Annotated in this window: 15 protein-coding genes; 7 read left to right on the top strand and 8 right to left on the bottom strand. The window is 70.9% G+C overall.

The window, feature by feature from the left end:
• Positions 1-25: 25 nt before the first annotated feature.
• Together ASG30_RS22860 and ASG30_RS08385 are read right to left on the bottom strand one after the other, a co-directional pair.
• Positions 26-166, bottom strand: a complete 141-nt coding sequence (locus tag ASG30_RS22860) for a hypothetical protein (protein WP_200947276.1) — start codon at positions 164-166, stop codon at positions 26-28.
• Positions 163-1,383, bottom strand: coding sequence for an MFS transporter (locus ASG30_RS08385; protein ID WP_055894901.1), 1,221 nt, complete (start codon positions 1,381-1,383; stop codon positions 163-165). The genes ASG30_RS22860 and ASG30_RS08385 overlap by 4 nt, the downstream gene beginning before the upstream one ends.
• A 156-nt stretch (positions 1,384-1,539) precedes the next feature.
• Here ASG30_RS08385 and ASG30_RS08380 point away from each other — a divergent pair, with 156 nt between their 5' ends.
• From ASG30_RS08380 to ASG30_RS08360, 5 genes are all read left to right on the top strand, one after another.
• The gene (locus ASG30_RS08380) at positions 1,540-3,513 is read left to right on the top strand and encodes a DNA topoisomerase IV subunit B (RefSeq protein WP_055895822.1); all 1,974 of its coding nucleotides are present in this window, start codon (positions 1,540-1,542) and stop codon (positions 3,511-3,513) included.
• 16 nt (positions 3,514-3,529) lie between these two features.
• The gene (locus ASG30_RS08375) at positions 3,530-4,090 is read left to right on the top strand and encodes a GNAT family N-acetyltransferase (RefSeq protein WP_055894899.1); all 561 of its coding nucleotides are present in this window, start codon (positions 3,530-3,532) and stop codon (positions 4,088-4,090) included.
• A gap of 152 nt (positions 4,091-4,242) precedes the next feature.
• Positions 4,243-5,010, top strand: a complete 768-nt coding sequence (locus ASG30_RS08370) for a lytic transglycosylase domain-containing protein (protein WP_055894898.1) — start codon at positions 4,243-4,245, stop codon at positions 5,008-5,010.
• Positions 5,011-5,016: 6 nt separating this feature from the next.
• Positions 5,017-7,371, top strand: a complete 2,355-nt coding sequence (parC, locus tag ASG30_RS08365; protein WP_055894896.1) for a DNA topoisomerase IV subunit A — start codon at positions 5,017-5,019, stop codon at positions 7,369-7,371.
• Between the two features lie 2 nt (positions 7,372-7,373).
• Positions 7,374-7,781, top strand: coding sequence for a PaaI family thioesterase (locus ASG30_RS08360; protein ID WP_055894895.1), 408 nt, complete (start codon positions 7,374-7,376; stop codon positions 7,779-7,781).
• Positions 7,782-7,790: 9 nt separating this feature from the next.
• On the opposite strand, the gene ASG30_RS08355 is transcribed toward ASG30_RS08360, so the two are convergent.
• From ASG30_RS08355 to ASG30_RS08345, 3 genes are read right to left on the bottom strand one after another with little or no spacing between them, the layout of a single operon-like run.
• Entirely contained in the window at positions 7,791-8,246 is a 456-nt protein-coding gene (locus ASG30_RS08355; RefSeq protein ID WP_055894893.1) for a RidA family protein, read from the bottom strand.
• Positions 8,243-9,181 carry a transglutaminase family protein gene (locus ASG30_RS08350; RefSeq protein ID WP_055894889.1) on the bottom strand — a complete coding sequence of 313 codons (939 nt, stop codon included), beginning with the start codon at positions 9,179-9,181 and terminating at the stop codon, positions 8,243-8,245. Before ASG30_RS08350 ends, ASG30_RS08355 begins: the two co-directional genes overlap by 4 nt.
• Before the next feature lie 12 nt (positions 9,182-9,193).
• Complete coding sequence (locus ASG30_RS08345) at positions 9,194-11,758, bottom strand: circularly permuted type 2 ATP-grasp protein (RefSeq protein ID WP_055894887.1); 2,565 nt, start codon at positions 11,756-11,758, stop codon at positions 9,194-9,196.
• Positions 11,759-11,898: 140 nt separating this feature from the next.
• On the opposite strand from ASG30_RS08345, the gene ASG30_RS22465 reads away from it, so the two are divergent.
• Positions 11,899-13,095 carry a hypothetical protein gene (locus ASG30_RS22465; RefSeq protein ID WP_156385461.1) on the top strand — a complete coding sequence of 399 codons (1,197 nt, stop codon included), beginning with the start codon at positions 11,899-11,901 and terminating at the stop codon, positions 13,093-13,095.
• 117 nt (positions 13,096-13,212) lie between these two features.
• Here ASG30_RS22465 and cls read toward each other — a convergent pair whose 3' ends face one another.
• From cls to ASG30_RS08330, 3 genes are all read right to left on the bottom strand, one after another.
• Complete coding sequence (gene cls / locus ASG30_RS08340) at positions 13,213-14,472, bottom strand: cardiolipin synthase (protein ID WP_055894886.1); 1,260 nt, start codon at positions 14,470-14,472, stop codon at positions 13,213-13,215.
• A gap of 223 nt (positions 14,473-14,695) precedes the next feature.
• Positions 14,696-15,064 carry a DUF4148 domain-containing protein gene (locus ASG30_RS08335; RefSeq protein WP_055894884.1) on the bottom strand — a complete coding sequence of 123 codons (369 nt, stop codon included), beginning with the start codon at positions 15,062-15,064 and terminating at the stop codon, positions 14,696-14,698.
• 491 nt (positions 15,065-15,555) lie between these two features.
• Positions 15,556-18,984, bottom strand: a complete 3,429-nt coding sequence (locus ASG30_RS08330; RefSeq protein ID WP_055894882.1) for a transglutaminase family protein — start codon at positions 18,982-18,984, stop codon at positions 15,556-15,558.
• A gap of 228 nt (positions 18,985-19,212) precedes the next feature.
• Here ASG30_RS08330 and ASG30_RS08325 point away from each other — a divergent pair, with 228 nt between their 5' ends.
• The gene (locus ASG30_RS08325) at positions 19,213-21,642 is read left to right on the top strand and encodes a DNA internalization-related competence protein ComEC/Rec2 (RefSeq protein ID WP_055894881.1); all 2,430 of its coding nucleotides are present in this window, start codon (positions 19,213-19,215) and stop codon (positions 21,640-21,642) included.
• The last annotated feature ends 97 nt before the right edge of the window (positions 21,643-21,739 follow it).

Below are 21,739 nucleotides of genomic sequence, written 5' to 3'. Positions count from 1 at the left end.
CGGAAGCGCGGGCATCCCGGCGCCTTCAGCCCCCGAAGCACGCCCAGATCTGCTCCGCCAGCAGCACCGCCACCTGCGGGTGCGTGTACAGGCCGAACACCGCCGCCAGCGCCGCGAGGGCGGCGGTCCAGGCGATCGCCCGGCGGGCGTGGGGGTTCAGGCTCATGCCGGCTGCGCCACGGGGACGCGGCGGATCGGGGCCTCGCGCACCGGCAGGTTCACCAGGGCGGCGAACACGCCCAGCGCGATGGCGAGGTACCAGACGATGTCGTAGCTGCCGGTGCGGTCGTACAGCAGGCCGCCCAGCCAGACGCCCATGAACGAGCCCACCTGGTGGCTGAAGAACACGAAGCCGCCCAGCATGGACAGGTGGGCCACGCCGAAGATCTGCGCCACCGTCGCATTGGTCGGCGGCACCGTGGACAGCCACAAGAGCCCCATCACGGCCGAGAACACGTAGACCGACATCGGCGACAGCGGCGCCCACAGGAACAAAGCGATGGCCACCGCGCGGCCGAGGTAGATGAAGGCCAGGATCTTGCGCTTGGCCAGCTTCTGCCCCAGCGAGCCCGCGATGTACGTGCCGAAGATGTTGAACAGGCCGATCAGCGCCAGCGCATAGCTGGCCACCTGGGGCGACAGGCCCTTGTCCTTCAGGTAGCTGGGCATGTGCACGCCGATGAAGACCACCTGGAAGCCGCACACGAAGTAGCCGGCCATCAGCAGCTGGAAGCTGGGGTACTTGAAGGCTTCCCGCAGCGCCTGGCCGATGGTCTGCTCGCGCCGGGGCGCCGCCGCGCCGCCGCGAAAGCCCGGCTCGCGCAGGCCGGCGGCCAGCGGCACGATCAGCAGCGACAGCACCGCCAGCGCCAGCAGGGCCTGCTGCCAGCCGATGCCCGAGATCAGGAAGCCTTCCACCGGCACCATCAGGAACTGGCCGAACGAGCCGGCCGCCGCCGCCATGCCCATGGCCCAGGAGCGCTGGGCCGGATCGATGTTGCGGCCGATGACGCCGTAGATGACCGCGTAGGTCGTGCCGGCCTGCGCCGCGCCGATCAGCACGCCGGCGGTCAGCGCGAACAGCAGCGGCGTGGGCGACAGCGCCATGCCGGCCAGCCCCAGCGCATAGAGCACCGCGCCGACGATCAGCACCCGGAAGGCGCCGAAGCGGTCCGCCGCCATGCCGGCGAAGACGCCGAACACCCCCCACGCCAGGTTCTGGATGGCGATGGCGAAGGCGAAGGTCTCGCGGGTCCAGCCCTGGGCCTGGGTGATCGGCTGCAGCCACAGGCCGAAGCCGTGGCGGATGCCCATGGACAGGGTGACGACGGCGGCGCCGCAAATGAGCACCTGGCGCATGGAAAGACGGTCGGTCGCAAGCATCGGGCGACTTTAGCCAATCGGACCCTTTCCCGCCCGTCGCGGGCCTGACGACCCCGATGCTCATTTGCCGGGGGAATGATGACGGGCCGGCATCAATCGCCCGGGCCTGTGGTTCCATACAGCGCCGGCCGGGCCGACGACTACAATCCGCGTCCCATGGCCACGCGCTCTACCCTCGCCACCGAGTATTCCGAAGGTTCCATCCGCGTCCTCAAGGGACTGGAGCCCGTCAAGCAGCGTCCGGGCATGTACACCCGCACGGACAACCCGCTGCACGTCATCCAGGAGGTGCTGGACAACGCCGCCGACGAGGCGCTGGCCAACCACGGCAAGCGCATCAAGGTCACGCTGCACACCGACGGCTCCGTCAGCATCGAGGACGACGGCCGCGGCATCCCCTTCGGCCTGCACCCCGAGGAGAAGGCCCCGGTGATCGAACTGGTGTTCACCCGCCTGCACGCCGGCGGCAAGTTCGACAAGGGCAAGGGCGGCGCCTACAGCTTCTCCGGCGGCCTGCACGGCGTGGGCGTCTCCGTCACCAACGCCCTGGCCAAGCGCCTGGAGGTCACCAGCCACCGCGAAGGGCAGGTCGCCACCATCGTCTTCTCCGGCGGCGACGTGGTCGAGCCGCTCAAGCTGCGCAAGGCCGCCGAGGGCGACCGGCGCCAGGGCACCACCGTGCGCGCCTGGCCCGACCCGAAGTATTTCGAATCGGCCCAGCTGCCGATGGCCGAGCTGGCCCACCTGCTGCGCAGCAAGGCCGTGCTGATGCCCGGCGTGGCCGTCTACCTGGTCAACGAGAAGACGCGCGAGAGCCAGAGCTGGCAGTACAAGGGCGGCCTGCGCGACTACCTCATGCAGACGCTGCCGGCCGACCCGGTGATCCCGCTGTTCGAGGGCGAGGGCTTCGCCGAGAACAACGAGACCTTCGCCGAAGGCGAGGGCGCCGCCTGGTGCGTGGGCTTCACCGAGGACGGCGCGCCGGTGCGCGAGAGCTACGTCAACCTCATCCCCACCAGCGCCGGCGGCACCCACGAGAGCGGCCTGCGCGACGGCCTGTTCAACGCGGTCAAGAGCTTCATCGAGCTGCATTCGCTGCTGCCCAAGGGCGTGAAGCTGCTGCCCGAGGACGTGTTCGCCCGTGCCTCCTACGTGCTCTCGGCCAAGGTGCTGGACCCGCAGTTCCAGGGCCAGATCAAGGAGAGGCTGAACTCGCGCGACGCGGTGCGGCTGGTGTCCAGCTTCGTGCGGCCGGCGCTGGAGCTGTGGCTCAACCAGCACGTCGAGTACGGCCGCAAGCTGGCCGAGCTGGCCATCAAGGCCGCGCAAACGCGCCAGAAAGCCGGGCAGAAGGTCGAGAAGCGCAAGGGCTCGGGCGTGGCCGTGCTGCCCGGCAAGCTCACCGACTGCGAAAGCAAGGAGATCTCCCACAACGAGGTGTTCCTGGTCGAGGGCGACTCGGCCGGCGGCAGCGCCAAGATGGGCCGCGACAAGGAATGCCAGGCCGTGCTGCCGCTGCGCGGCAAGGTGCTCAACACCTGGGAGGTGGAGCGCGACCGCCTGTTCGCCAACACCGAGATCCACGACATCGCGGTGGCCATCGGCGTCGACCCGCACGGACCCGAGGACGAGGCCGACCTCTCCGGCCTGCGCTACGGCAAGGTCTGCATCCTGTCCGATGCCGACGTGGACGGCTCGCACATCCAGGTGCTGCTGCTCACGCTGTTCTTCCGCCACTTCCCCAAGCTGATCGACGCCGGCCACGTGTACGTGGCGCGGCCGCCGCTGTTCCGCGTCGACGTGCCCGCGCGGGGCAAGAAGCCGGCCGGCAAGGAGTACGCGCTGGACGACGGCGAGCTCACCCACATCCTGGACAAGCTGCGCAAGGAGGGCGTCAAGGAAGGCGCCTGGACCATCAGCCGCTTCAAGGGCCTGGGCGAGATGAGCGCCGAGCAGCTGTGGGAGACCACGCTCAACCCCGACACCCGCCGGCTGCTGCCGGTGCGCCTGGGCCAGCTGGACTTCAGCGGCACCGTGGGCCTCATCACCAAGCTCATGGGCAAGGGCGAGGCCGCGGCCCGGCGCGAGCTGATGGAGCTGCACGGGGACGCGGTCGAGATCGACGTCTGAACGCCTGCCCGCCTGCATGACGACGCCGTCCGCCGCCGACGACCGCACCGCTCGTGCGCCGGTGCGGGTGCGGTTGCGTCCCACCATGCAGAGCGACCTGGAGTACGTGCTCTCGATCGAGAGCGATCCGGTCAACCTGCCGTTCATCACGCCCTGGGAGCGCACGCAGCACGAGGCGGCCATCCGCTTCCCGGATTTCCGCCACTTCATCATCGAAGGCGGCGAGGGCCTGGCGTCGGTCGGCTTCCTGATCCTGATCGGCTGCCGCAGCCCGCACCAGTCGCTGGAGCTCAAGCGCATGGTGGTGCAGGCCAAGGGCGGCGGCTTCGGCCGCGCCGCGCTGCGGGTGGCCAAGAAGGTGGCCTTCGACGACCTGGGCGCGCACCGCTTCTGGCTGGACGTGAAGACCCACAACACGCGGGCCAAGGCGCTGTACGACGGCGAAGGCTTCGTGGTCGAGGGCACGCTGCGCGAATCGGTGCGCAGCGGGCGCGGCTTCGAGTCGCTGATCGTGATGTCCATGCTGCGCTCGGAGTTCGCCGCGCGGCGGGGGCAGGGGCTGGAGCTGGTGGCGTGACACCATCACTCGTCGTCCCCGCGGAGGCGGGGACCCAGGGCATCCGGCAGTCCGCGAAGGCGGACGCACTGGATTCCCGCCTCCGCGGGAATGACGGTGGGGGACTTGTCCGTGGCGCGCCGCGCGCCGCCTGGATCCCCGCCTTCGCGGGGATGACGATCTTTTTTGCGATGACGTGCGCCCAGGCCGATGTCTGGGGCTACGTCGACCCCAAGGGCGTCGCCCACTTCGCCACCGAGAAAGTCGACGAACGCTACGAGCTTTTCTTCCGCGGCGGCGAGCGCTTCGACACCGCGGAGGGCCTGCCGCGGCAGGAGCCCACGCCGCGCCCGGTGGCCGTGCCCAGCCGCAGCGCGTCGCGCCTGGTCGCCTTCTTCGAGGTGTCGCCCGCGTACAAGCAGGTCAAGCACCACCTGCGCGAAGTCTCGCGCGCCGAGAACATCGAGTACGAGCTGCTGCAGGCGCTGATCGCCACGGAATCGGGCTTCGACGCCGCGGCGGTCTCGCCCAAGGGCGCCATCGGCCTGATGCAGGTCATGCCGGCGACCGCGCAGCGCTACGGCCTGGCGGCGGACGCGAAGCTGACGCTGCACCGCAAGCTGGCCGACCCGCGCACCAACCTGCGCACCGGCGCGCGCTACCTGCGCTACCTGCTGGACCTGTTCCCCGGCCAGCTGGAGCTGGCGCTGGCGGCCTACAACGCGGGCGAGGGTGCGGTCATCCGCGCCGGCCACCGCATCCCCGACTACCCCGAGACGCAGAACTACGTGCGCACCGTGCTGCAGCTCTACACCCTGCTCAAGCCGCCGGCGGCGGTGCGCGATCCGCGCTCTCCCGCCCGCGTGCGCATGGAACTCCCCGGCGGCGCCGCCGGCCGCGGCAACCTGCCGCCTGCCCCCGCCGGCGCTGCCCAAGACTGACCGACCATGGACCAAGAAGAACTGATCACCCGCCCCGACGGAGGGGACGACACCGGCCTGGACCTGGGCGCCTACGCGCAGCGGGCCTACCTGGAATACGCGCTCAGCGTGGTCAAGGGCCGCGCGCTGCCCGACGTGTGCGACGGCCAGAAGCCGGTGCAGCGCCGCATCCTGTACTCGATGGCGCGCATGGGCCTGGGCTTCGGCACCGGCGCCGGCCCCAAGCCGGTCAAGAGCGCGCGCGTGGTGGGCGACGTGCTCGGCCGCTTCCATCCGCACGGCGACCAGGCGGCGTACGACGCGCTGGTGCGCATGGCGCAGGACTTCAGCCAGCGCTACCCGCTGATCGACGGCCAGGGCAACTTCGGCAGCCGCGACGGCGACGGCGCGGCGGCCATGCGCTACACCGAGGCGCGCCTGTCGCGCATCACCAACCTGCTGCTCGAGGAGATCGACGAGGGCACGGTGGACTTCGCGCCCAACTACGACGGCAGCACGCAGGAGCCGCTGCAGCTGCCCGCGCGCCTGCCGTTCGCGCTGCTCAACGGCGCCAGCGGCATCGCCGTCGGCCTGGCCACCGAGATCCCCAGCCACAACCTGCGCGAGGTGGCCGACGCCTGCGTGGCGCTGGTCAAGAACGGCAGGCTGACGGACGAGGAGCTGTTCGCGCTGGTGCCCGGCCCCGACTACCCGGGCGGCGGCCAGATCATCAGCAGCGCGAACGACATCGCCGAGGCCTACCGCGGCGGCCGCGGCTCGCTCAAGGTGCGCGCCCGCTGGAAGATCGAGGACCTGGCGCGCGGCCAGTGGCAGCTGGTGGTGCACGAGCTGCCGCCGGGCGTGAGCTCGCAGCGCGTGCTGGAGGAGATCGAGGAGCTCACCAATCCCAAGGTCAGGGCCGGCAAGAAGGCGCTGCTGCAGGAGCAGCTGCAGCTCAAGCAGACCGTGCTGTCGGTGCTGGACGCGGTGCGCGACGAGTCGAGCAAGGACGCCGCCGTGCGCCTGGTGTTCGAGCCCAAGACCAGCCGCATCGAGCAGAGCGAGCTGATCACCACGCTGCTGGCCCACACCAGCCTGGAGACGTCGGTGCCGGTCAACCTCACCATGGTGGGACTGGACGGCCGGCCGGTGCAGAAGTCGCTGCGCCAGATGCTGGAGGAGTGGATCGCCTTCCGCCAGCGCACCATCGAGCGCCGCTCGCGGCACCGCCTGGACAAGGTGCTGGACCGCATCCACATCCTCGAGGGCCGGCAGCTGGTGCTGCTGAACATCGACGAGGTGATCGCCATCATCCGCGGCAGCGACGAGCCCAAGCAGTCGCTGATCGACCGCTTCAAGCTGTCGGACCGCCAGGCCGAGGACATCCTGGAGATCCGGCTGCGCCAACTGGCCCGGCTGGAGGCCATCCGCATCGAGCAGGAGCTGAAGAACCTGCGCGAGGACCAGAAGAAGCTGGAGGAGATCCTGGGCAGCCCGGCCGCGCTGCGCCGGCTGATGGTCAAGGAGATCGAGCAGGACGCGAAGCAGTTCGCCGATGCGCGACGCACGCTGATCCAGGCCGAGAAGCGCGCCGTCGCCGAAGTGCGCGTGGTCGACGAACCGGTGACGGTCGTGGTCTCGCAGAAGGGCTGGGTGCGGGCGCGCCAGGGCCACGGGCACGAGGCCGCCAGCTTCGCCTTCAAGGCCGGCGACGGCCTGTACGGCACCTTCGAGTGCCGCACGGTCGACACGCTGCTGGCCTTCGGCAGCAACGGGCGGGTGTATTCCATCCCGGTGTCCACGCTGCCGGGCGCGCGCGGCGACGGCCAGCCCGTCACCACCTACATCGACCTGGAATCGGGCTCGCAGCTGGTGCACTACTTCGCCGGCGCGGCCGGCGCCTGGCTGCTGCTGTCCAACAGCGGCGGCTACGGCTTCCTGGCGACGGTGGAGAACATGATGTCGCGCCAGCGCGGCGGCAAGTCCTTCATCAGCTGCGCGCCGGGCGAGATGGTCTGCAAGCCTTCGCCGGCCAACGTGCCGCCGCAACCCGGTGCGCCGGTGACGCCGGCGAACTCCCCGGCCACCCACGTTGCCTGCGTGTCGTCGTCCCGCCGCATCCTCACCTTCCCGATCGGCGAGCTGCGGCCGCAGGCCAACGGCGGGCGCGGGCTGATGCTGATGGACCTGGACAAGAAGGAGACGCTCGCGGGCGCGGCCGCCTACGTGCGCAGCGTCATCCTGCGCGGCACCTTCCGCGGCAAGGAGCGCGACGAGACGCTGGAGGTGCGCTCCCTGAACAATGCGGCGGGCGCGCGCAACAGCAAGGGCAAGCCGGGCAACTTCACGTTCGAGCCGGTGTCCATCGACCGCGTGGAGTGAGCATGGCGACCAAGGAAGAGATCAGCGCGTTCATCGCGGCGGAGTTCCCGCAGACCCGGGTGCGGGTGCTGGAGGTGGGCAACCGCGCCTGCCGCGTGCTGCACGAGGTGGGCCGGGGCGAGCTGCGGCCGGGCGGCACGGTGTCGGGGCCGGTGATGATGGCCACCGCCGACGTGGCGCTCTACGTGGCCATCCTCGGCGAGATCGGGATCGTGCCGCTGACGGTCACCACCAGCCTGAGCTTCAACTTCATGCGCAAGCCGGCGGGCGACCGGAACGTGATCGGCGACTGCCGCCTGATGAAGCTGGGCCGCACGCTGGCGGTGGGCGAGGTGTGGCTGTACTCGGAGGGGGTCGAGGAGCCGGTGGCGCACGCGGTGGGGACGTACGCGTTGCCGGCGTCGAAATAGCGATAGCCGTCAGCCGACTTCCGCGATCAGCTCGATCTCCACGCAAGACCCCGTCGGGATCTGCGCCACGCCGAAGGCGCTGCGCGCGTGCGCGCCCTTGTCGCCGAACACCTGGCCGAACAGCTCGCTGGCGCCGTTGGTGACCAGGTGGTGCTCGATGAAGTCGGGCGACGAATTCACCAGGCTCATCACCTTGACGATGCGGCGCACGTTGTTCAGGTCGCCCACGGCCGCTTGCAGCGTGCCCATCAGGTCGACGGCGATGGAACGCGCGGCCTGCTTGCCTTCCTCGGTGTTCATGGTCTTGCCCAGCTGGCCCACCCAGGGCTTGCCGTCGCGCTTGGCCGTGTGGCCGGAGATGAACACCAGGTTGCCGGTGCGCACGAAGGGCACGTAGGCGGCGGCGGGCGTGGCCACGGGCGGCAGGGTGATGCCGAGTTCCTTCAGCTTGTCGTAGACGCTCATCGTGAGTCCTTTGGGATGGGGTCGGCGATTGTAGGGAACGCGCCGGCGGCCTGCGCATCCAGTGGCGTCACCGTCACGGCGACCTCGAGCGTGTGCTGCGCGCCGCCGTGGATCACGCCGCGGATCGGCGAGACGTCCGCGTAGTCGCGGCCCACCGCCAGCGTCACGTAGTCCTCGCCCGCCGCGCGGTCGTTGGTGGGGTCGAGGTCGGCCCAGCGGCCGCGCCCGGTCTGCGACGGCAGGTAGACCGACACCCAGGCGTGCGACGCGTCGCTGCCCACCAGGCGCGGCCGGCCCGGCGGCGGTTCGGTCAGCAGGTAGCCGCTGACGTAGCGCGCCGGCAGCCCCAGGCTGCGCAGGCACCCCAGCATCACGTGGGCGAAGTCCTGGCACACGCCGCGGCGCAGCTCCAGTGCCTCCAGCGCGGGCGTGCTCGCATCCGTGGCCTGCGACACGTACTCGAAGTCCTCGTGGACGCGGCTCGTCAGGTCCCGCGCGGCGTCGATCAGCGGACGGCCCGCAACGAAACTGGCACGCGCGTAGTTCGCGAAGTCGGCATGGCGCGGCACGTAGGGCGAGCCGAAGGCGAACTCGGCGGCCGGGTCGTACTCGGCGCCGCGGTGGTAGCGCAGGCGCTCGCGCGCTTCTTCCCACGACAGGCTGGTGTCCGGCACGTCGTGCGGCACCGTGGCCACCACGCTGTCGGCCACCACCCGCAGGCTGTCGTGCGTGGCCTGCAGGCCGAAGAAGCTGCGCGTGTTGCCGAACACGTCCATCGACTCGCTGTGCTGCGCCGGTTCGGGCGAGATCTCCAGCTTGTGCCGCAGCAGCTTCTGGCCGTCGCGCGCCGACGGCCGCAGGTGCGCCATGTGCTGCGCCGTGCGCACCGGCGGCGAGTAGTCGTAGACGGTCTCGTGGACGACGTGCAGCAGCATGGAAGGAAGGGCTCAGGCGCCGACGCTGAAGCGCGCGTCGACCGAATGCGTGAAGTAGCGCGCGCCGAGCGCGTCCGAAAGCTGGTAGGCCGCCGTGGCGCACTGCTCCAGCAGCTCGATGGCGGCGGCGTGGCGGCCGTCGCCCTTGCGCGCGCTCAGCGCCTCCAGCGTCCAGCCGCGCGGATCGGGCACGGTCAGCGCGATCCCGGGCACCTGGCCGGGCGCGGTGCCTTCCAGCCGCGCGAGGCGGCCGCGCAGCGTCTGCGCCACCCAGGCCAGCGAGCGCGGGTTGTCGCGGTCGATCACCAGCAGGTCCAGCAGCGCCGGCAGGTCGTGCCGCTGCTGGTACTGCGCGTGGAAAGTGATCGTGCTGTCGAACAGCGCCACCACGGCCTCGTACCCGGCCTCGTGGTGCACGGCGCCGGTCTCGAAGGCGGCCGCCAGGGCCGACGACAGGAAGCCCAGGCGCTCCAGGTGGCGCCCGGTGGACAGCAGGCGCCAGCCGTCGTCGCGCATCATCCGGTCGGCCTGCGCACCGGTCATGGCCGCGGTGTGGCCCGACAGCGTCTCCAGCACCTGCAGCGCTTCGACCGGCGAGTAGTTGCCGTCCGCCGCGCCCTCCCGGCAGCCCCGCAGGAAGACCTGCTGCGCCTTCACGATCAGGTTCCAGTGCTCCTGCGACAGGCGCTCGCGCACCGCCGAGGCCGCCGAGCGCAGCGCGCCCAGGTTGAAGCCCACGCTGCGGGCCCGCTCGGTGTCGGCCAGCGTGGCCACCAGCGAGCGCTCGAACACCCGGCGCGACAGGGTGGGGGGCGGCACCTTGGGCAGCACCAGGCCGTGTTCCGAGGCCAGCTCGCCCAGCCAGGCCAGCAGCGGCTGCGCGCCCTGGTCCTCGCCGTTGAGCGACTGCAGCGCCAGCCGTGCCAGGCGGGCGGTGTTCTCGGTGCGCTCGGTGTAGCGGCCCAGCCAGAACAGGTTCTCGGCCGAGCGGCTGGTGACGGTGCGGCCGCGCAGCGCCACCTCGCCGGCCGGGTGCTGGTGGCGCAGCAGGCTGGTGGGGTCGACCTGCCCGTCGGTCATCACCCAGGTGTCGGCGCTGCTGCCGCCGCGCTGCATGGAGGCGATCTCCAGCGTGCCGCCGGCGATGCGCGTCAGGCCCCCGGGCAGGATGCGCCAGGACTGCGGGCCGTCGGACACCGCGAACACGCGCAGGATCAGCGAGCGCGGCGTCAGGCGCCGATCCTTCCAGGTCGGCATCTGCGACAGCGGCAGGTAGTCCTGCACCGTGTGCTCGCCCGGATCGCGCACGATGCGGCCGGCCCATTCGTCCAGCTCGCGCGGGGCCAGGTGGCGGCCCAGGACCGCGCCCGACCCGGCGCCGCCGTAGGTGGTCTTGATCACGCCGGCGGCCAGCTGCGGCAGCGCCGCATCCATCGCGGCGCGCTCGCCGCACCACCAGCTCGGGATCGAAGGCAGCGCCAGCTCCTCGCCCAGCAGCTCGCGCGACAGCGCCGGCAGGAAGCCCAGCAGGGCGGGCGACTCCAGGAAGCCCGAGCCGGGCGCGTTGGCCACCAGCACGTTGCCGGCGCGGATGGCCTGCAGCAGGCCGGGCACGCCCAGGCGCGAATCGGAACGCAGCTCCAGCGGGTCCAGGAACTCGTCGTCCATGCGCTTGAGCAGCCCGTGCACCGGCTCCAGCCCGTGCAGCGTCTTGAGGTACAGGCGCTGGTCGCGCACCGTCAGGTCGCTGCCCTCCACCAGCGTCAGGCCCAGGTAGCGCGCCAGGTAGGCGTGCTCGAAGTAGGTCTCGTTGTACGGGCCGGGCGTGAGCAGCACGATGCGCGCGTCCTTGCCGGCGCCGCTCATGGTGCAAAGGCCCTCGAACAGCGCGCGGTAGGTGGACGCCAGCCGCTGCACCTTGAGCGCGCTGAAGGCCTGCGGGAACAGGCGCGAGATGATCAGCCGGTTCTCCAGCAGGTAGCCCAGGCCCGAGGGCGCCTGGGTGCGCTGCGACACCACCCACCAGTCGCCGCGCGGGTCGCGGGCGAGGTCGAAGGCGGCGATGTGCAGGAAGGTGTCGCCGGCCGGGCGCACGCCGTGCAGCGGCCGCAGGTAGCCGGGGTGGCCCTGCACCAGGGCCGGCGGCAGCAGGTTGCGGGCCAGCACCTGCTGCGGGCCGTAGACGTCGGCCAGGATGCTGTCCAGCAGCCGCACCCGCTGCAAGAGGCCGGTCTCGATGCGCCGCCAGCTGTCGGGCGTGACGATCAGCGGGAACAGGTCGAGCGACCAGGGCCGCTGCGGCCCGCCGGCGTCGGCGTAGACGTTGTAGGTGATGCCGTTGTCGCGCACCTGGCGCGCCAGGTCCTGCAGCCGGCCGTCCAGGTCGGCGAAGCCGGCGCCGCCCAGGTGCTCGTAGAACTTCGCCCAGGCGGGCGCCAGCGGCTGGGCGCGGCGGCCGTCGGCCGGCGCCACCGCGCTGCGCAGCTCGTCGAAATGCCCGACGGCCGCCGGCGGCGCCAGGGCGGCCGGGTCGTGCAGGCGGGTGTTATCGAACAGCGATTCGATCGGAGTGTCCACTTGGCGCGATTGTCACATCGGATGCGCACGACCCACTTCAACCGCCTCGGAAAGTAGCGCTGAGCAGTGACCTCTCTCCTTGTTCGCGTGTGACCCGAGCTAGCACCATCCGCCCGCGTTCTTCTCAACAAGGAGTAAACATGGGGATTCGTTCAAACGCAGCGGTGCGGCTGTTGGCCGCAAGTTTGATGATGGCGGCGGTTGCAGGCTGCGGCGGTGGCGGCGGCGGGGATGCCGGGGACGGGCTCACGCCCGCCCCGCCGCCGGTGAGCCCCCCTCCCGGGCCGCCCTTGCTCCAGTTCGGGGGCGACCCTTCGGCATCGGTAGTGCTCGGGCAAGGGACATTCCAAGAAAGCGTGCCCGACGAAGAAGGAAGGCTGGATCGCATGGATTCGCCGGCGGGCAATCCAGGCGTCACCGGGGACGGCAAGCTCATCGTGGCGGATCGTGGCAACAATCGGCTGATGGTCTTTGGCGACTATCAAGGGGCAAACGGGCAGACCGCTACCTTCGTGTTGCCCACGACTTTTCCGAGCGGGGTGGCACTACATGGTCAGAAGCTCGTCGTCCTTGACGCGACCAACTCGGTCAGCATCTACAACACAGCGCCCACCGCCTCGGGGGCGAGCACCAATCCTGATGTGGTCGGCACGGGCGTTGCAGGCTGCACTGACCGAGACATGAGGTCGCCCAGAGGGGCCTACTTGGTGGCACCAGCCGGGCCCCTGATCATTGCAGACGGCGGGAACAATCGAGTCCTGATCTGGCACTCGATCCCCGAGTCAGGCGAACTGGGGCCTGCCAATGTCGTGGTGGGCCAAGAGTTCAAGAATACGTGCGCGGCCAACGACGGCAATGACAGACCGTCCGGATCGACGTTGCGCGATCCCACGTCGGTGTGGTCCGATGGAAGGAGGCTGATCGTGGCCGATCAGGGGAACAATCGTGTCTTGATCTGGAAGAACCTGCCAACCACCGATTTCCAAGCGGCAGATTTCGTGGTGGGTCAACCGAATCCCAGCGAGACATTGATATTGGAACCTTCGGCCATGTCTCTCGCCTGCCCTTCATCGATTGATGTCAGTGAGGCTGGGCAATTGGCGGTAGCTGACCAGTGCAATGACCGCATCCTGATCTGGGACAGCATCCCGGAGGCCGACTTCCAACCTGCCAACCAGGTCATCGGGCAAAGGGACTTCAACCACAAAGATCGAAGGTTTTCCGGTGTGCTGGGTAATTCATTGAAGCTCCCCAGTGGCGTCCATTTTCACGGCCGCAACCTGATCGTGGTCGATGCCGGCAACAATCGGGTCTTGGTCTGGAAGGCACAGGAGTAGCGCGCCGAACCCGCTTCAGTGCGTCCACGACACCTGACGGCCGGAATCCCCGGCCGTTTTCTTTTCTGATCCGGGCTTCGGCGCCTCGCTCCCCGAGCACTGGGAGGAGCCAGATCCTCAAAGCAGCGGCTTGAGCCAGGTGCTCATGCGCTCACGCAGCTTCTGGCGGGCCGGCCGGTTCTGCCACTCCTGCAGCGTGATGCGCCGGCTCTTCTCGAGGTCCTGCTCGAACACCTCGGTCATCCGGCGCGCGAAGGTGGCGTCGTACACGTTCAGGTTGGCCTCGTCGTTCAGGTGGAACGAGCGCGGGTCGAAGTTGGTGGAGCCCACGGACGTGAGCAGCCCGTCCACGATCATCATCTTGCAGTGGAGCATGGTGGGCTGGTACTCGTACATCTCGACCCCGGCCTCCAGCAGCGGGCCCCACAGGCCGCGCGAGGCGTGGCGCACCGTGTCCTGGTCGGTGTGCTTGCCGGGCGTGATCACGCGCACCCGCGCGCCGCGCTCCACCGCCGAGCGCAGCGACTTGAGCGCCACCTCGTCCGGCACGAAGTAGGCGCTGGCAATGTCGATGCTGCGCACCGCGGCCGTGATCCCCAGCAGCATCATCATCAGCATGCTCTCGCTGCCGTCCGCGGGCGAGCTGTGGAACATCTGCGCCGGCATGTCGCCGGCCGGTTCCAGCGCCGGGAAGTACCCCTGCCCGTGCAGCACGCAGCCGGTGGTGCGGCTCCAGTTGGACAGCATCACGCTCTGCATCTGCGCCACCACCGGGCCTTCGACGCGGAAGTGCGAGTCGCGCCAGTGGTCCGGGTCCTGCGCGTCGCCGCACCACTGCGGCGCGATGCCCACCCCGCCGGTGAAGCCGATGCGGCCGTCCACGATCAGCAGCTTGCGGTGGGTGCGGTTGTTCATGCGGCCGAGGTTGTACCAGCGCAGCGGATGGAACATGCGCACCTCGACGCCGGCGTCGCGCATCCGGTGAACCAGCTCGCGATCGACCTTGGTGCTGCCCACCCAGTCGAGCAGCACGTGAACCTTCACGCCGGCCTTCGCGCGCTCGGACAGCGCTTCCGCGAATTCGGTCCCGATGTCGCCCGACCAGTAGATGAACGTCTCGAACAGCACCGTCTTCCTGGCGCCGCGGATGGCTTCCAGCATGGCCGGGAAGATGCGGTCGCCGTTGATCAGCTCGCGCACCTGGTTGCCCTGGACGATGGTGGGGCCCAGCAGCATGGCCATGGCCCGCACGAACTGCGGGTCTTCCACCGTGTAGAGATGCTGTATCTCCTGTTCGACGCGTCGCTCGGACCCACCGAAGTTGACGACGATCAGCGCGGCGGCCACGGCCGCCAGAATGGCAAGGAGTTCCAGCACGCCCGCAAGAATGGCAAAGCCACTCACGGTTGAGCGTCGGACGGGTTCCCTAGATGAAAAGAAAAACTCCCCGCCGCGAGGCACCGCGGGGGGAGCTTTGTGGCCGAGCGGCAGCGCCGGGGGTGGCGGTGCGGTCGGCTAAGGGCGATCGCCCGGTTCAGCGGACGATGTCGCCCGCTTCAGTGGACGATGGCGCCCGCTTTAGCGGACGAGGGCGCCCGCTTCAGCGGACGATGGCGTCGGCCTGGCCGGCCAGGGTGGTGGCGGACGGCACGCGCTGCGTGGCCTGGGCCAGGTAGGCCGAGCCGCTGTCTTCGCGGCCGAAGGCGGCGACGACGTCACGAGCGGCGATGAATTCGGCCGTCACCTGTTCGCGGCTGTTGGTGCTCTTGAAGCCGCGCAGCTGGTTGTACGAGGTGGCCCAGGGGTTCACGCCGGCCTGCTTGTACTGGGCCAGCTCGGCCTGCACGTCGGCACGGCTCTTGGTGGAGACGAACTTCTGCTCGGGCACGGCGTTCGGGGTTTCGGCGAGGACCTGGCCACCGAAGGCGGCGGCGGACACGGCGAGGAGGGCGGCTGCATAGCGGTTCATGGTGTTTCCTTTCAGTGGGTCGGGAGGGGTTTTCTCTGGCGGGTTCTCGTGAACCCGTGGACGCAACTTTAGAAAGGCACCGTGAGGTGACGCTTAGCGAAGTCTTAGGTGGGAATGAGGGGTGCTCGGCTGTGGGTCAGGTGTGTTTGGTCGAGCATATGGGGAAAGATTGGGGGGCGTTCCGGCAGGTGGCGCATTGCTGTTCGGGGCCTGCGGCAGGGGGCGGTGGTGGTTCGCTGGCAGGGCCACACCGTCATTGCGCTCTTTCTCTTCGCCCCGCCGTTCCCGCTCGCCCTGCTTCGTCATTCCCGCGAAGGCGGGAATCCAGAGCGTCCGCCTTCAGCGGACTGCAGGGAAGCACTGGATCCCCGCCTTCGCGGGGATGACGGGGGCGAAAAAGGCGGTGGCGGTGGCGAGGGGGGCGGCGGGACGGAGAGGCTCTCCCGCTCGCCTCCGCACCCTGTTCCCCACGCGGCAGGCGCGCTGCTCGCCTAACCCCCCGGCGGCGAACGCAAATCAAGCGTGAACGGAAACTCCCGACTGCCCGCCACCCCCACCGTGGCAGGCGGCACCTGCAAGCGGCCCGGCGTGTGCCCCATGCGGAAGAAGCGCGCCAGCCGCCGGCTCTCGGCCTCGTAGGCGTTCACGGGGAACGTCTGGTAGTTGCGACCCCCGGGATGCGCCACGTGGTACTGGCAGCCGCCGAGCGAGCGGGCCATCCAGGTGTCGACGAGGTCGAACGTGAGCGGCGCGTGCACGCCGATGGTGGGGTGCAGCGCCGAAGGCGGGTTCCACGCGCGATAGCGCACGCCGCAGACGAAGTCGCCGGCCGTGCCGGTGGGCTGCAGCGGCAGCGCCCGGCCGTTGACGGTGACCACGTAGCGGCTCTCGTTCAGGCCGGTGACGCGCACCTCGATGCGCTCCAGGGAGGAGTCGACGTAGCGCACGGTGCCGCCGATCGCGCCTTCCTCGCCCATCACGTGCCAGGGCTCCAGTGCGTTGCGCAGCGTGAGCTCCGCGCCCGCGGCCTGCACCTGGCCCACGCGCGGGAAACGGAACTCGAAGTGCGGCGCGAACCAGGCCGGATCGAACGCATAGCCGGCCTCGCGCAGCTCCTTGAGCACGTCGTGCAGGTCGGCCTGCACGAAGGTGGGCAGCAGCCAGCGGTCGTGCAGCTGGGTGCCCCAGCGCGTGACCGGCGCGCGGTAAGGCTCGCGCCAGAAGCGCGCGACCAGGGCGCGCAGCAGCAGCTGCTGCACCACGCTCATGCGCGCGTGCGGCGGCATCTCGAAGGCGCGCAGCTCCAGCAGGCCCAGGCGGCCGGTGGCCGAGTCGGGCGAGTACAGCTTGTCGATGCAGAACTCGCTGCGGTGGGTGTTGCCGGTCACGTCGACCAGCACGTTGCGAAGCGCCCGGTCCACCAGCCAGGGCGGCATGTCCTGCCCATGGACCTGGCGGTTGCGCTCGATCTCGCGCAGCGCGATCTCCAGCTCGTACAGCTGGTCGTTGCGGGCCTCGTCCACCCGCGGCGCCTGCGAGGTCGGGCCGATGAACAGGCCCGAGAACAGGTACGACAGCGAAGGATGGTTGTGCCAGTACAGCAGCAGGCTGGCCAGCAGCTCGGGCCGCCGCAGGAAGGGCGAGTCGGCCGGCGTGGCGCCGCCCAGCACGAAGTGGTTGCCGCCGCCGGTGCCGGTGTGGCGCCCGTCGGTCATGAACTTCTCGGCCGACAGGTGCGTCTCGAAAGCCGCCTGGTAGAGGAACTCGGTGTGGTCGACCAGCTCGCGCCAGTTGTGCGCGGGGTGGATGTTGACCTCGATCACCCCGGGATCGGGCGTCACCTGCAGCAGCTTCAGGCGCGCGTCCCGCGGCGGCGGATAACCCTCCAGCACGATCTTCACGCCCAGGGCCTGTGCCGTGTCCTCGACCGCGGCCAGCAGGTCCAGGTAGTCCTGCGCGTCGGCCAGCGGCGGCATGAAGACGTAGAGCACGCTGCTCTTGTCGCCCACCTTCTCGGCCTGCGGGCCGTTGGCCCGGCGCGGGTCGCGCGCCTCCACGCACAGGGCGGTGCGCGACAGCTCGCGGGCCGATTCGAAGCGGGCCGGCGCGGGCACGGGGCCGGGCTGCGGCGGGCTGGCGACGCGCACGGGCCCGATCGTTTCCTGGCGCCCCAGAGCCGCCTGCGGGACGTACGGCGCCTCGCTGGGGATCGGCGCGAAGGGCGCACGCGGCGCCGTCGGGTCCTGCTCGACCAGGAGTTCCTGGTCCTTCTTGCTCACCCAGGGCAGCGCGTCCAGCGGCAGGCGGTAGCCCATGGGCGAATCGCCGGGCACCAGGTACAGGCGCTCGTCGCGCACGAACCAGGGGCCGGTGGACCACACCGGTCCGTCGGGGCGCGGCTTCTCCGATTGCGGATTGGCCTGCAGCGGCAGCACGTAGCCCACCGCCGAATCGAGTTTCTGCTCGAACACGCGCCGCAGCCGGGCGCGCTCCAGTTCGTCGTCCAGCCGCGAGTCGAACGGGTCGACGTTGACGGGCAGCCGCCGCTCGCGCCACAGGAAGTAGAAGACGTCCTCGTAGCCCGGCTGGATGAAGCGGTCGCTGAGGTTGAGCCGCTGCGCCAGGTGCTGGGTGAAGCGGCGCGCGTCCTCGCTGGTGTAGTGGTGCGGCTGGCGCTCGTCGGCGAAGAGGTCCGGGTTGCGCCAGCACGGCTGGCCGTCGGCGCGCCAGTAGATCGACAGCGCCCAGCGCGGCAGCTGCTCGCCCGGGTACCACTTGCCCTGGCCGAAGTGCAGGAAGCCGCCGCGCCCATAACGGTCGCGCAGCTTGTGCACCAGTTCGGTGGCCAGGGCGCGCTTGGTGGGGCCCAGCGCATCGGTGTTCCATTCGCCCGCGTCGCGGTTTCGCGTGGAGACGAAGGTGGGCTCGCCGCCCATGGTCAGGCGAACGTCGCCCTCGACCAGGTCGCGGTCGACCTGTTCGCCCAGGGCCAGCACGTCCTGCCACTGCTCGTCGGTGTAGGGCCGGGTGACGCGCGGCGATTCGTGGATGCGCGTCACCTTCATGTGGTGGCTGAACTCGACCTCGGCGTCGTCCACCATCCCTTCGATCGGCGCAGCGCCCGAGGGCTGGGGCGTGCAGGCCAGCGGGATGTGGCCTTCGCCGGCCAGCAGGCCCGAGGTGGGGTCCAGGCCGATCCAGCCGGCCCCGGGCAGGTAGACCTCGCACCAGGCGTGCAGGTCGGTGAAGTCGACGGTGGTGCCGCTGGGGCCGTCCAGCGCCTTGACGTCGGGCGTGAGCTGGATCAGGTAGCCGGAGACGAAGCGCGCGGCCAGGCCCAGGTTGCGCAGCAGCTGCACCAGCAGCCAGCCGGAGTCGCGGCAGGACCCGCTGGCGTTGGCCAGCGTCTCCTCCGGCGTCTGCACGCCGGGCTCCATGCGGATGAGGTAGCGCACGTCGTGCTGCACCCGCTGGTTGAGCGCGACCAGGAAGTCGATGGTGGGCTGCGGCTTGCGGTCGATCTTCTCCAGGTAGTGGCCCACCCGCGGCGTGAGCGGCTCGCAGGCCCGGTAGGGCGCGAGTTCCTCGGCCACCAGCGGGTCGTACCGGAAGGGGAAGGTCTCGGCGCTGGGCTCCAGGAAGAAATCGAACGGGTTGTAGACCGCCATCTCCACCACCAGGTCCACCGTCACGGTGAACTCGGTGGCGGGCTCGGGGAACACCAGGCGGGCCTGGTAGTTGGCGAAGGGGTCCTGCTGCCAGTTGATGAAGTGCTTGGCCGGCTCGACGCGCAGGGAGTAGGACAGCACTTTGCCGCGCGTGTGGGGGGCGGGCCGCAGCCGCACCATCTGCGGCCCGAGGCGCACCGGACGGTCGTACTTGTAGCGGGTGACGTGGTTCAGTGCGGCGTGGATGGACATGTGCGAGGGATGCTAGCAAGTCCGGGGCCTGCGTGCGGGGGCGAGGGGCGAGGGGCGAGGGGCGAGGGGCGAGGGGCGAGGGGCGAGGGGCGAGGGGCGGGGCGGGGGCGGGGGCGGGAGCACTGGATTCCCGCCTCCGCGGGAATGACGGGGTTCGCGGGCTGTTGGTCCGCAGATCGGAGAGGAGCGGGGGTCGGCAAGATCCTGCGCAGTGCCGTTGTGCTTGATATGCACGACGACGGCTCGCCAGGCGGCAGGTGGTGGGTGCCGCTGCTGGCGGGCGCGGTGCTGGGGCCGGCCGTGCAGCTGCAGCAGCCCGACCTGTGGGGATCGGCCGCCTACCTCGCGTTGGGCGGCGCGGCGTTGGTGTTGATGGGCGTGCTGCTGGTACGCGGCGTCGGCGCTCGCGCCCCGATCGAGCGCGGCCTTGCGCTGCTGCTGGCCGCCACGCTGGCGTTCGGCCTGTGCGGGGCTCGCGCCGCGGCCTTCGCCTCGCGTGGCCTGGACCCTTCACTCGAAGGACGCGACCTGGCCATCACCGGCACCCTGGCCGCCATGCCCCAGAGCAACGAGCTGGGGCAGCGCTTCCGCTTCACGGTCGAGGAGGCCTCCGACCAGGGCCGTGCGGTCGTGCTGCCGCGCCTGCTGTCGCTGGGCTGGTATGCGGGCGAGGCCGCCGGCGGCTTCGAGCCGCAGCGCGCCGCACCGGCCTTGCGCGCGGGCGAGCGCTGGCGCTTCACGGTCCGGCTGCGTGCGCCGCACGGCCATGCCAACCCGCACGGCTTCGACCACGAGCTGTGGCTGTGGGAGCAGGGCGTGCAGGCCACCGGCTACGTGCGCGCGGGCCCGGCCCACCCGCAGCCCCTGCTGCTGGGCGCCACGCTGCGCCATCCGGTGGAGCAGGCCCGGCAATCCGTGCGCGACGCGGTCTTCGCGCGCCTGGCCGACCGGCCACTGGCCGGCGTGGTGGCCGCACTCGTCACCGGCGACCAGGCGGCCATCGACAAGGCCGACTGGGACGTGTTCCGCGCCACCGGCGTGGCCCACCTGCTGTCGATCTCCGGTCTGCACGTCACCATGTTCGCGTGGCTGGCGGCGGCGGCCGTGGGCGCGGCCTGGCGGCGCAGCACGCGCCTGTGCCTGGCCTGGCCGGCGCCGCACGCGGCGCTCGCCGGCGGGCTGCTGCTGGCGGCCGGCTACGCGCTCTTCAGCGGCTGGGGCGTGCCGGCGCAGCGCACGGTGCTGATGCTGGCGTCGGTGGCATGGCTGCGGCTGTCCGGCCGGCGCTGGCCCTGGCCGGTGACCTGGCTGTTCGCTTGCGCGGTGGTGGTCACGGCCGATCCCTGGGCCCTGATGCAGGCGGGCTTCTGGCTGAGCTTCATCGCCGTCGGCGTGCTGTTCGCCACCGACCCGGGCGGGCCGCGGCCGTCCGGCGCGCAGGCGCGGCTGGCCGCGCTGCTGCGCGAGCAGGCCGTGGTCACGGTGGCGCTGGCGCCGCTGTCGCTGCTGATGTTCGGCCAGGTGTCGCTGGTGGGCCTGGTCGCCAACCTGGTGGCGATCCCCTGGGTGACGCTGGTGGTCACGCCGCTGGCGATGGCCGGCGCGGTGATGGGGCCGGCCTGGGACCTGGCCGCGGGCGCGGTGCAGGCGCTGGGCGCGGGCTTGCAGTGGATGGCTTCGTGGCCCTTCGCGGTGTGGGCGGGGGCGGCGCCGCCGCTGTGGGCAGGTGCGGCCGGTGTCCTGGGGGGCCTGCTGCTGTCGCTGCGCCTGCCGTTGCCGGTGCGCGCGCTGGGCGTTCCGCTGCTGCTGCCGGCGCTGCTGTGGCAGGCGCCGCGGCCGCCGGCCGGCGAGTTCGAGCTGCTCGCGGCGGACGTCGGCCAGGGCAACGCCATCATCGTCCGCACCGCCCGCCACACCCTGGTCTACGACACCGGCCCGCGCTTCAGCACGGACACCGACGCCGGCCAGCGCGTGCTGGTGCCGCTGCTGCGCGCGCTGGGCGACGGCGTCGACCGGCTGGTGCTGAGCCACCGCGACAGCGACCACACGGGCGGCGCGGCGGCCGTGCTGGCCGCGCATCCCGGCGCGGACCTGCTGGCTTCGCTGGAGCCCGGGCATCCGCTGGCGTCGCTGCGGCCGCTCACCTCTTGCCGGGCGGGGCAGCATTGGGAGTGGGACGGCGTCGCCTTCGAGATCCTCCATCCCGCGATGGAAGAGCCGGCGGTGCGAAAGGCCAACGGCGCGAGCTGCGTGCTGCGCGTGTCCGGCGCGGGCGGGTCGGCGCTGCTGGCCGGCGACATCGAGCAGCCGCAGGAGCGGGCCCTGGTCGACCGCGATGCGCCGCTGCGGTCCGACCTGCTGCTGGTGCCGCACCACGGCAGCAAGACCTCGTCCAGCGATGCCTTCCTGGACGCGGTGCGTCCGCGCTGGGCGCTGGTGCAGGCGGGTTACCGCAACCGCTTCGGCCATCCGGCGGCGCCGGTGCTCGCGCGGTATGCGCAGCGGGGCGTTCCGGTTCGTGCGTCGGACCGGTGCGGCGCCGCATCCTGGTCGTCGGCCCGGCCCCTGGAACTGCGCTGCGAGCGCGAGGCGTCGGGCCGGTACTGGCGCCACCGCCTGCCCGCCACCGAGGCGGACGGCGCCACCACGACGCCCTGACCCCGTCGGGCACACGGAAGAGCAGCCGACGCTCCCCGCAGGTGCGGGATGGCCCGGTCGCGCCCCCGAGCGGCGCGCTCGTCGGGCCCGGTTGTTG

It is taken from the genome of Ramlibacter sp. Leaf400, assembly GCF_001424545.1.
Lineage (GTDB): Bacteria > Pseudomonadota > Gammaproteobacteria > Burkholderiales > Burkholderiaceae_C > Ramlibacter.
The sequence above is the reverse complement of the archived record's forward strand: the minus strand, read 5'-3'. Positions and strand labels throughout refer to the sequence as shown.

Bases quoted from the DNA above. Each gene is read 5' to 3' on its own strand.
- parC (WP_055894896.1), top strand. From the start codon at position 5,017: ATGGACCAAGAAGAACTGATCACCCGCCCCGACGGAGGGGACGACACC.
- ASG30_RS08350 (WP_055894889.1), bottom strand. From the start codon at position 9,181: ATGCTGCTGCACGTCGTCCACGAGACCGTCTACGACTACTCGCCGCCG.
- ASG30_RS08380 (WP_055895822.1), top strand. From the start codon at position 1,540: ATGGCCACGCGCTCTACCCTCGCCACCGAGTATTCCGAAGGTTCCATC.
- ASG30_RS22860 (WP_200947276.1), bottom strand. From the start codon at position 166: ATGAGCCTGAACCCCCACGCCCGCCGGGCGATCGCCTGGACCGCCGCC.
- ASG30_RS08355 (WP_055894893.1), bottom strand. From the start codon at position 8,246: ATGAGCGTCTACGACAAGCTGAAGGAACTCGGCATCACCCTGCCGCCC.
- ASG30_RS08360 (WP_055894895.1), top strand. From the start codon at position 7,374: ATGGCGACCAAGGAAGAGATCAGCGCGTTCATCGCGGCGGAGTTCCCG.
- ASG30_RS08370 (WP_055894898.1), top strand. From the start codon at position 4,243: ATGACGATCTTTTTTGCGATGACGTGCGCCCAGGCCGATGTCTGGGGC.
- ASG30_RS22465 (WP_156385461.1), top strand. From the start codon at position 11,899: ATGGGGATTCGTTCAAACGCAGCGGTGCGGCTGTTGGCCGCAAGTTTG.
- ASG30_RS08330 (WP_055894882.1), bottom strand. From the start codon at position 18,984: ATGTCCATCCACGCCGCACTGAACCACGTCACCCGCTACAAGTACGAC.
- ASG30_RS08375 (WP_055894899.1), top strand. From the start codon at position 3,530: ATGACGACGCCGTCCGCCGCCGACGACCGCACCGCTCGTGCGCCGGTG.
- ASG30_RS08385 (WP_055894901.1), bottom strand. From the start codon at position 1,383: ATGCTTGCGACCGACCGTCTTTCCATGCGCCAGGTGCTCATTTGCGGC.
- ASG30_RS08335 (WP_055894884.1), bottom strand. From the start codon at position 15,064: ATGAACCGCTATGCAGCCGCCCTCCTCGCCGTGTCCGCCGCCGCCTTC.
- ASG30_RS08325 (WP_055894881.1), top strand. From the start codon at position 19,213: ATGCACGACGACGGCTCGCCAGGCGGCAGGTGGTGGGTGCCGCTGCTG.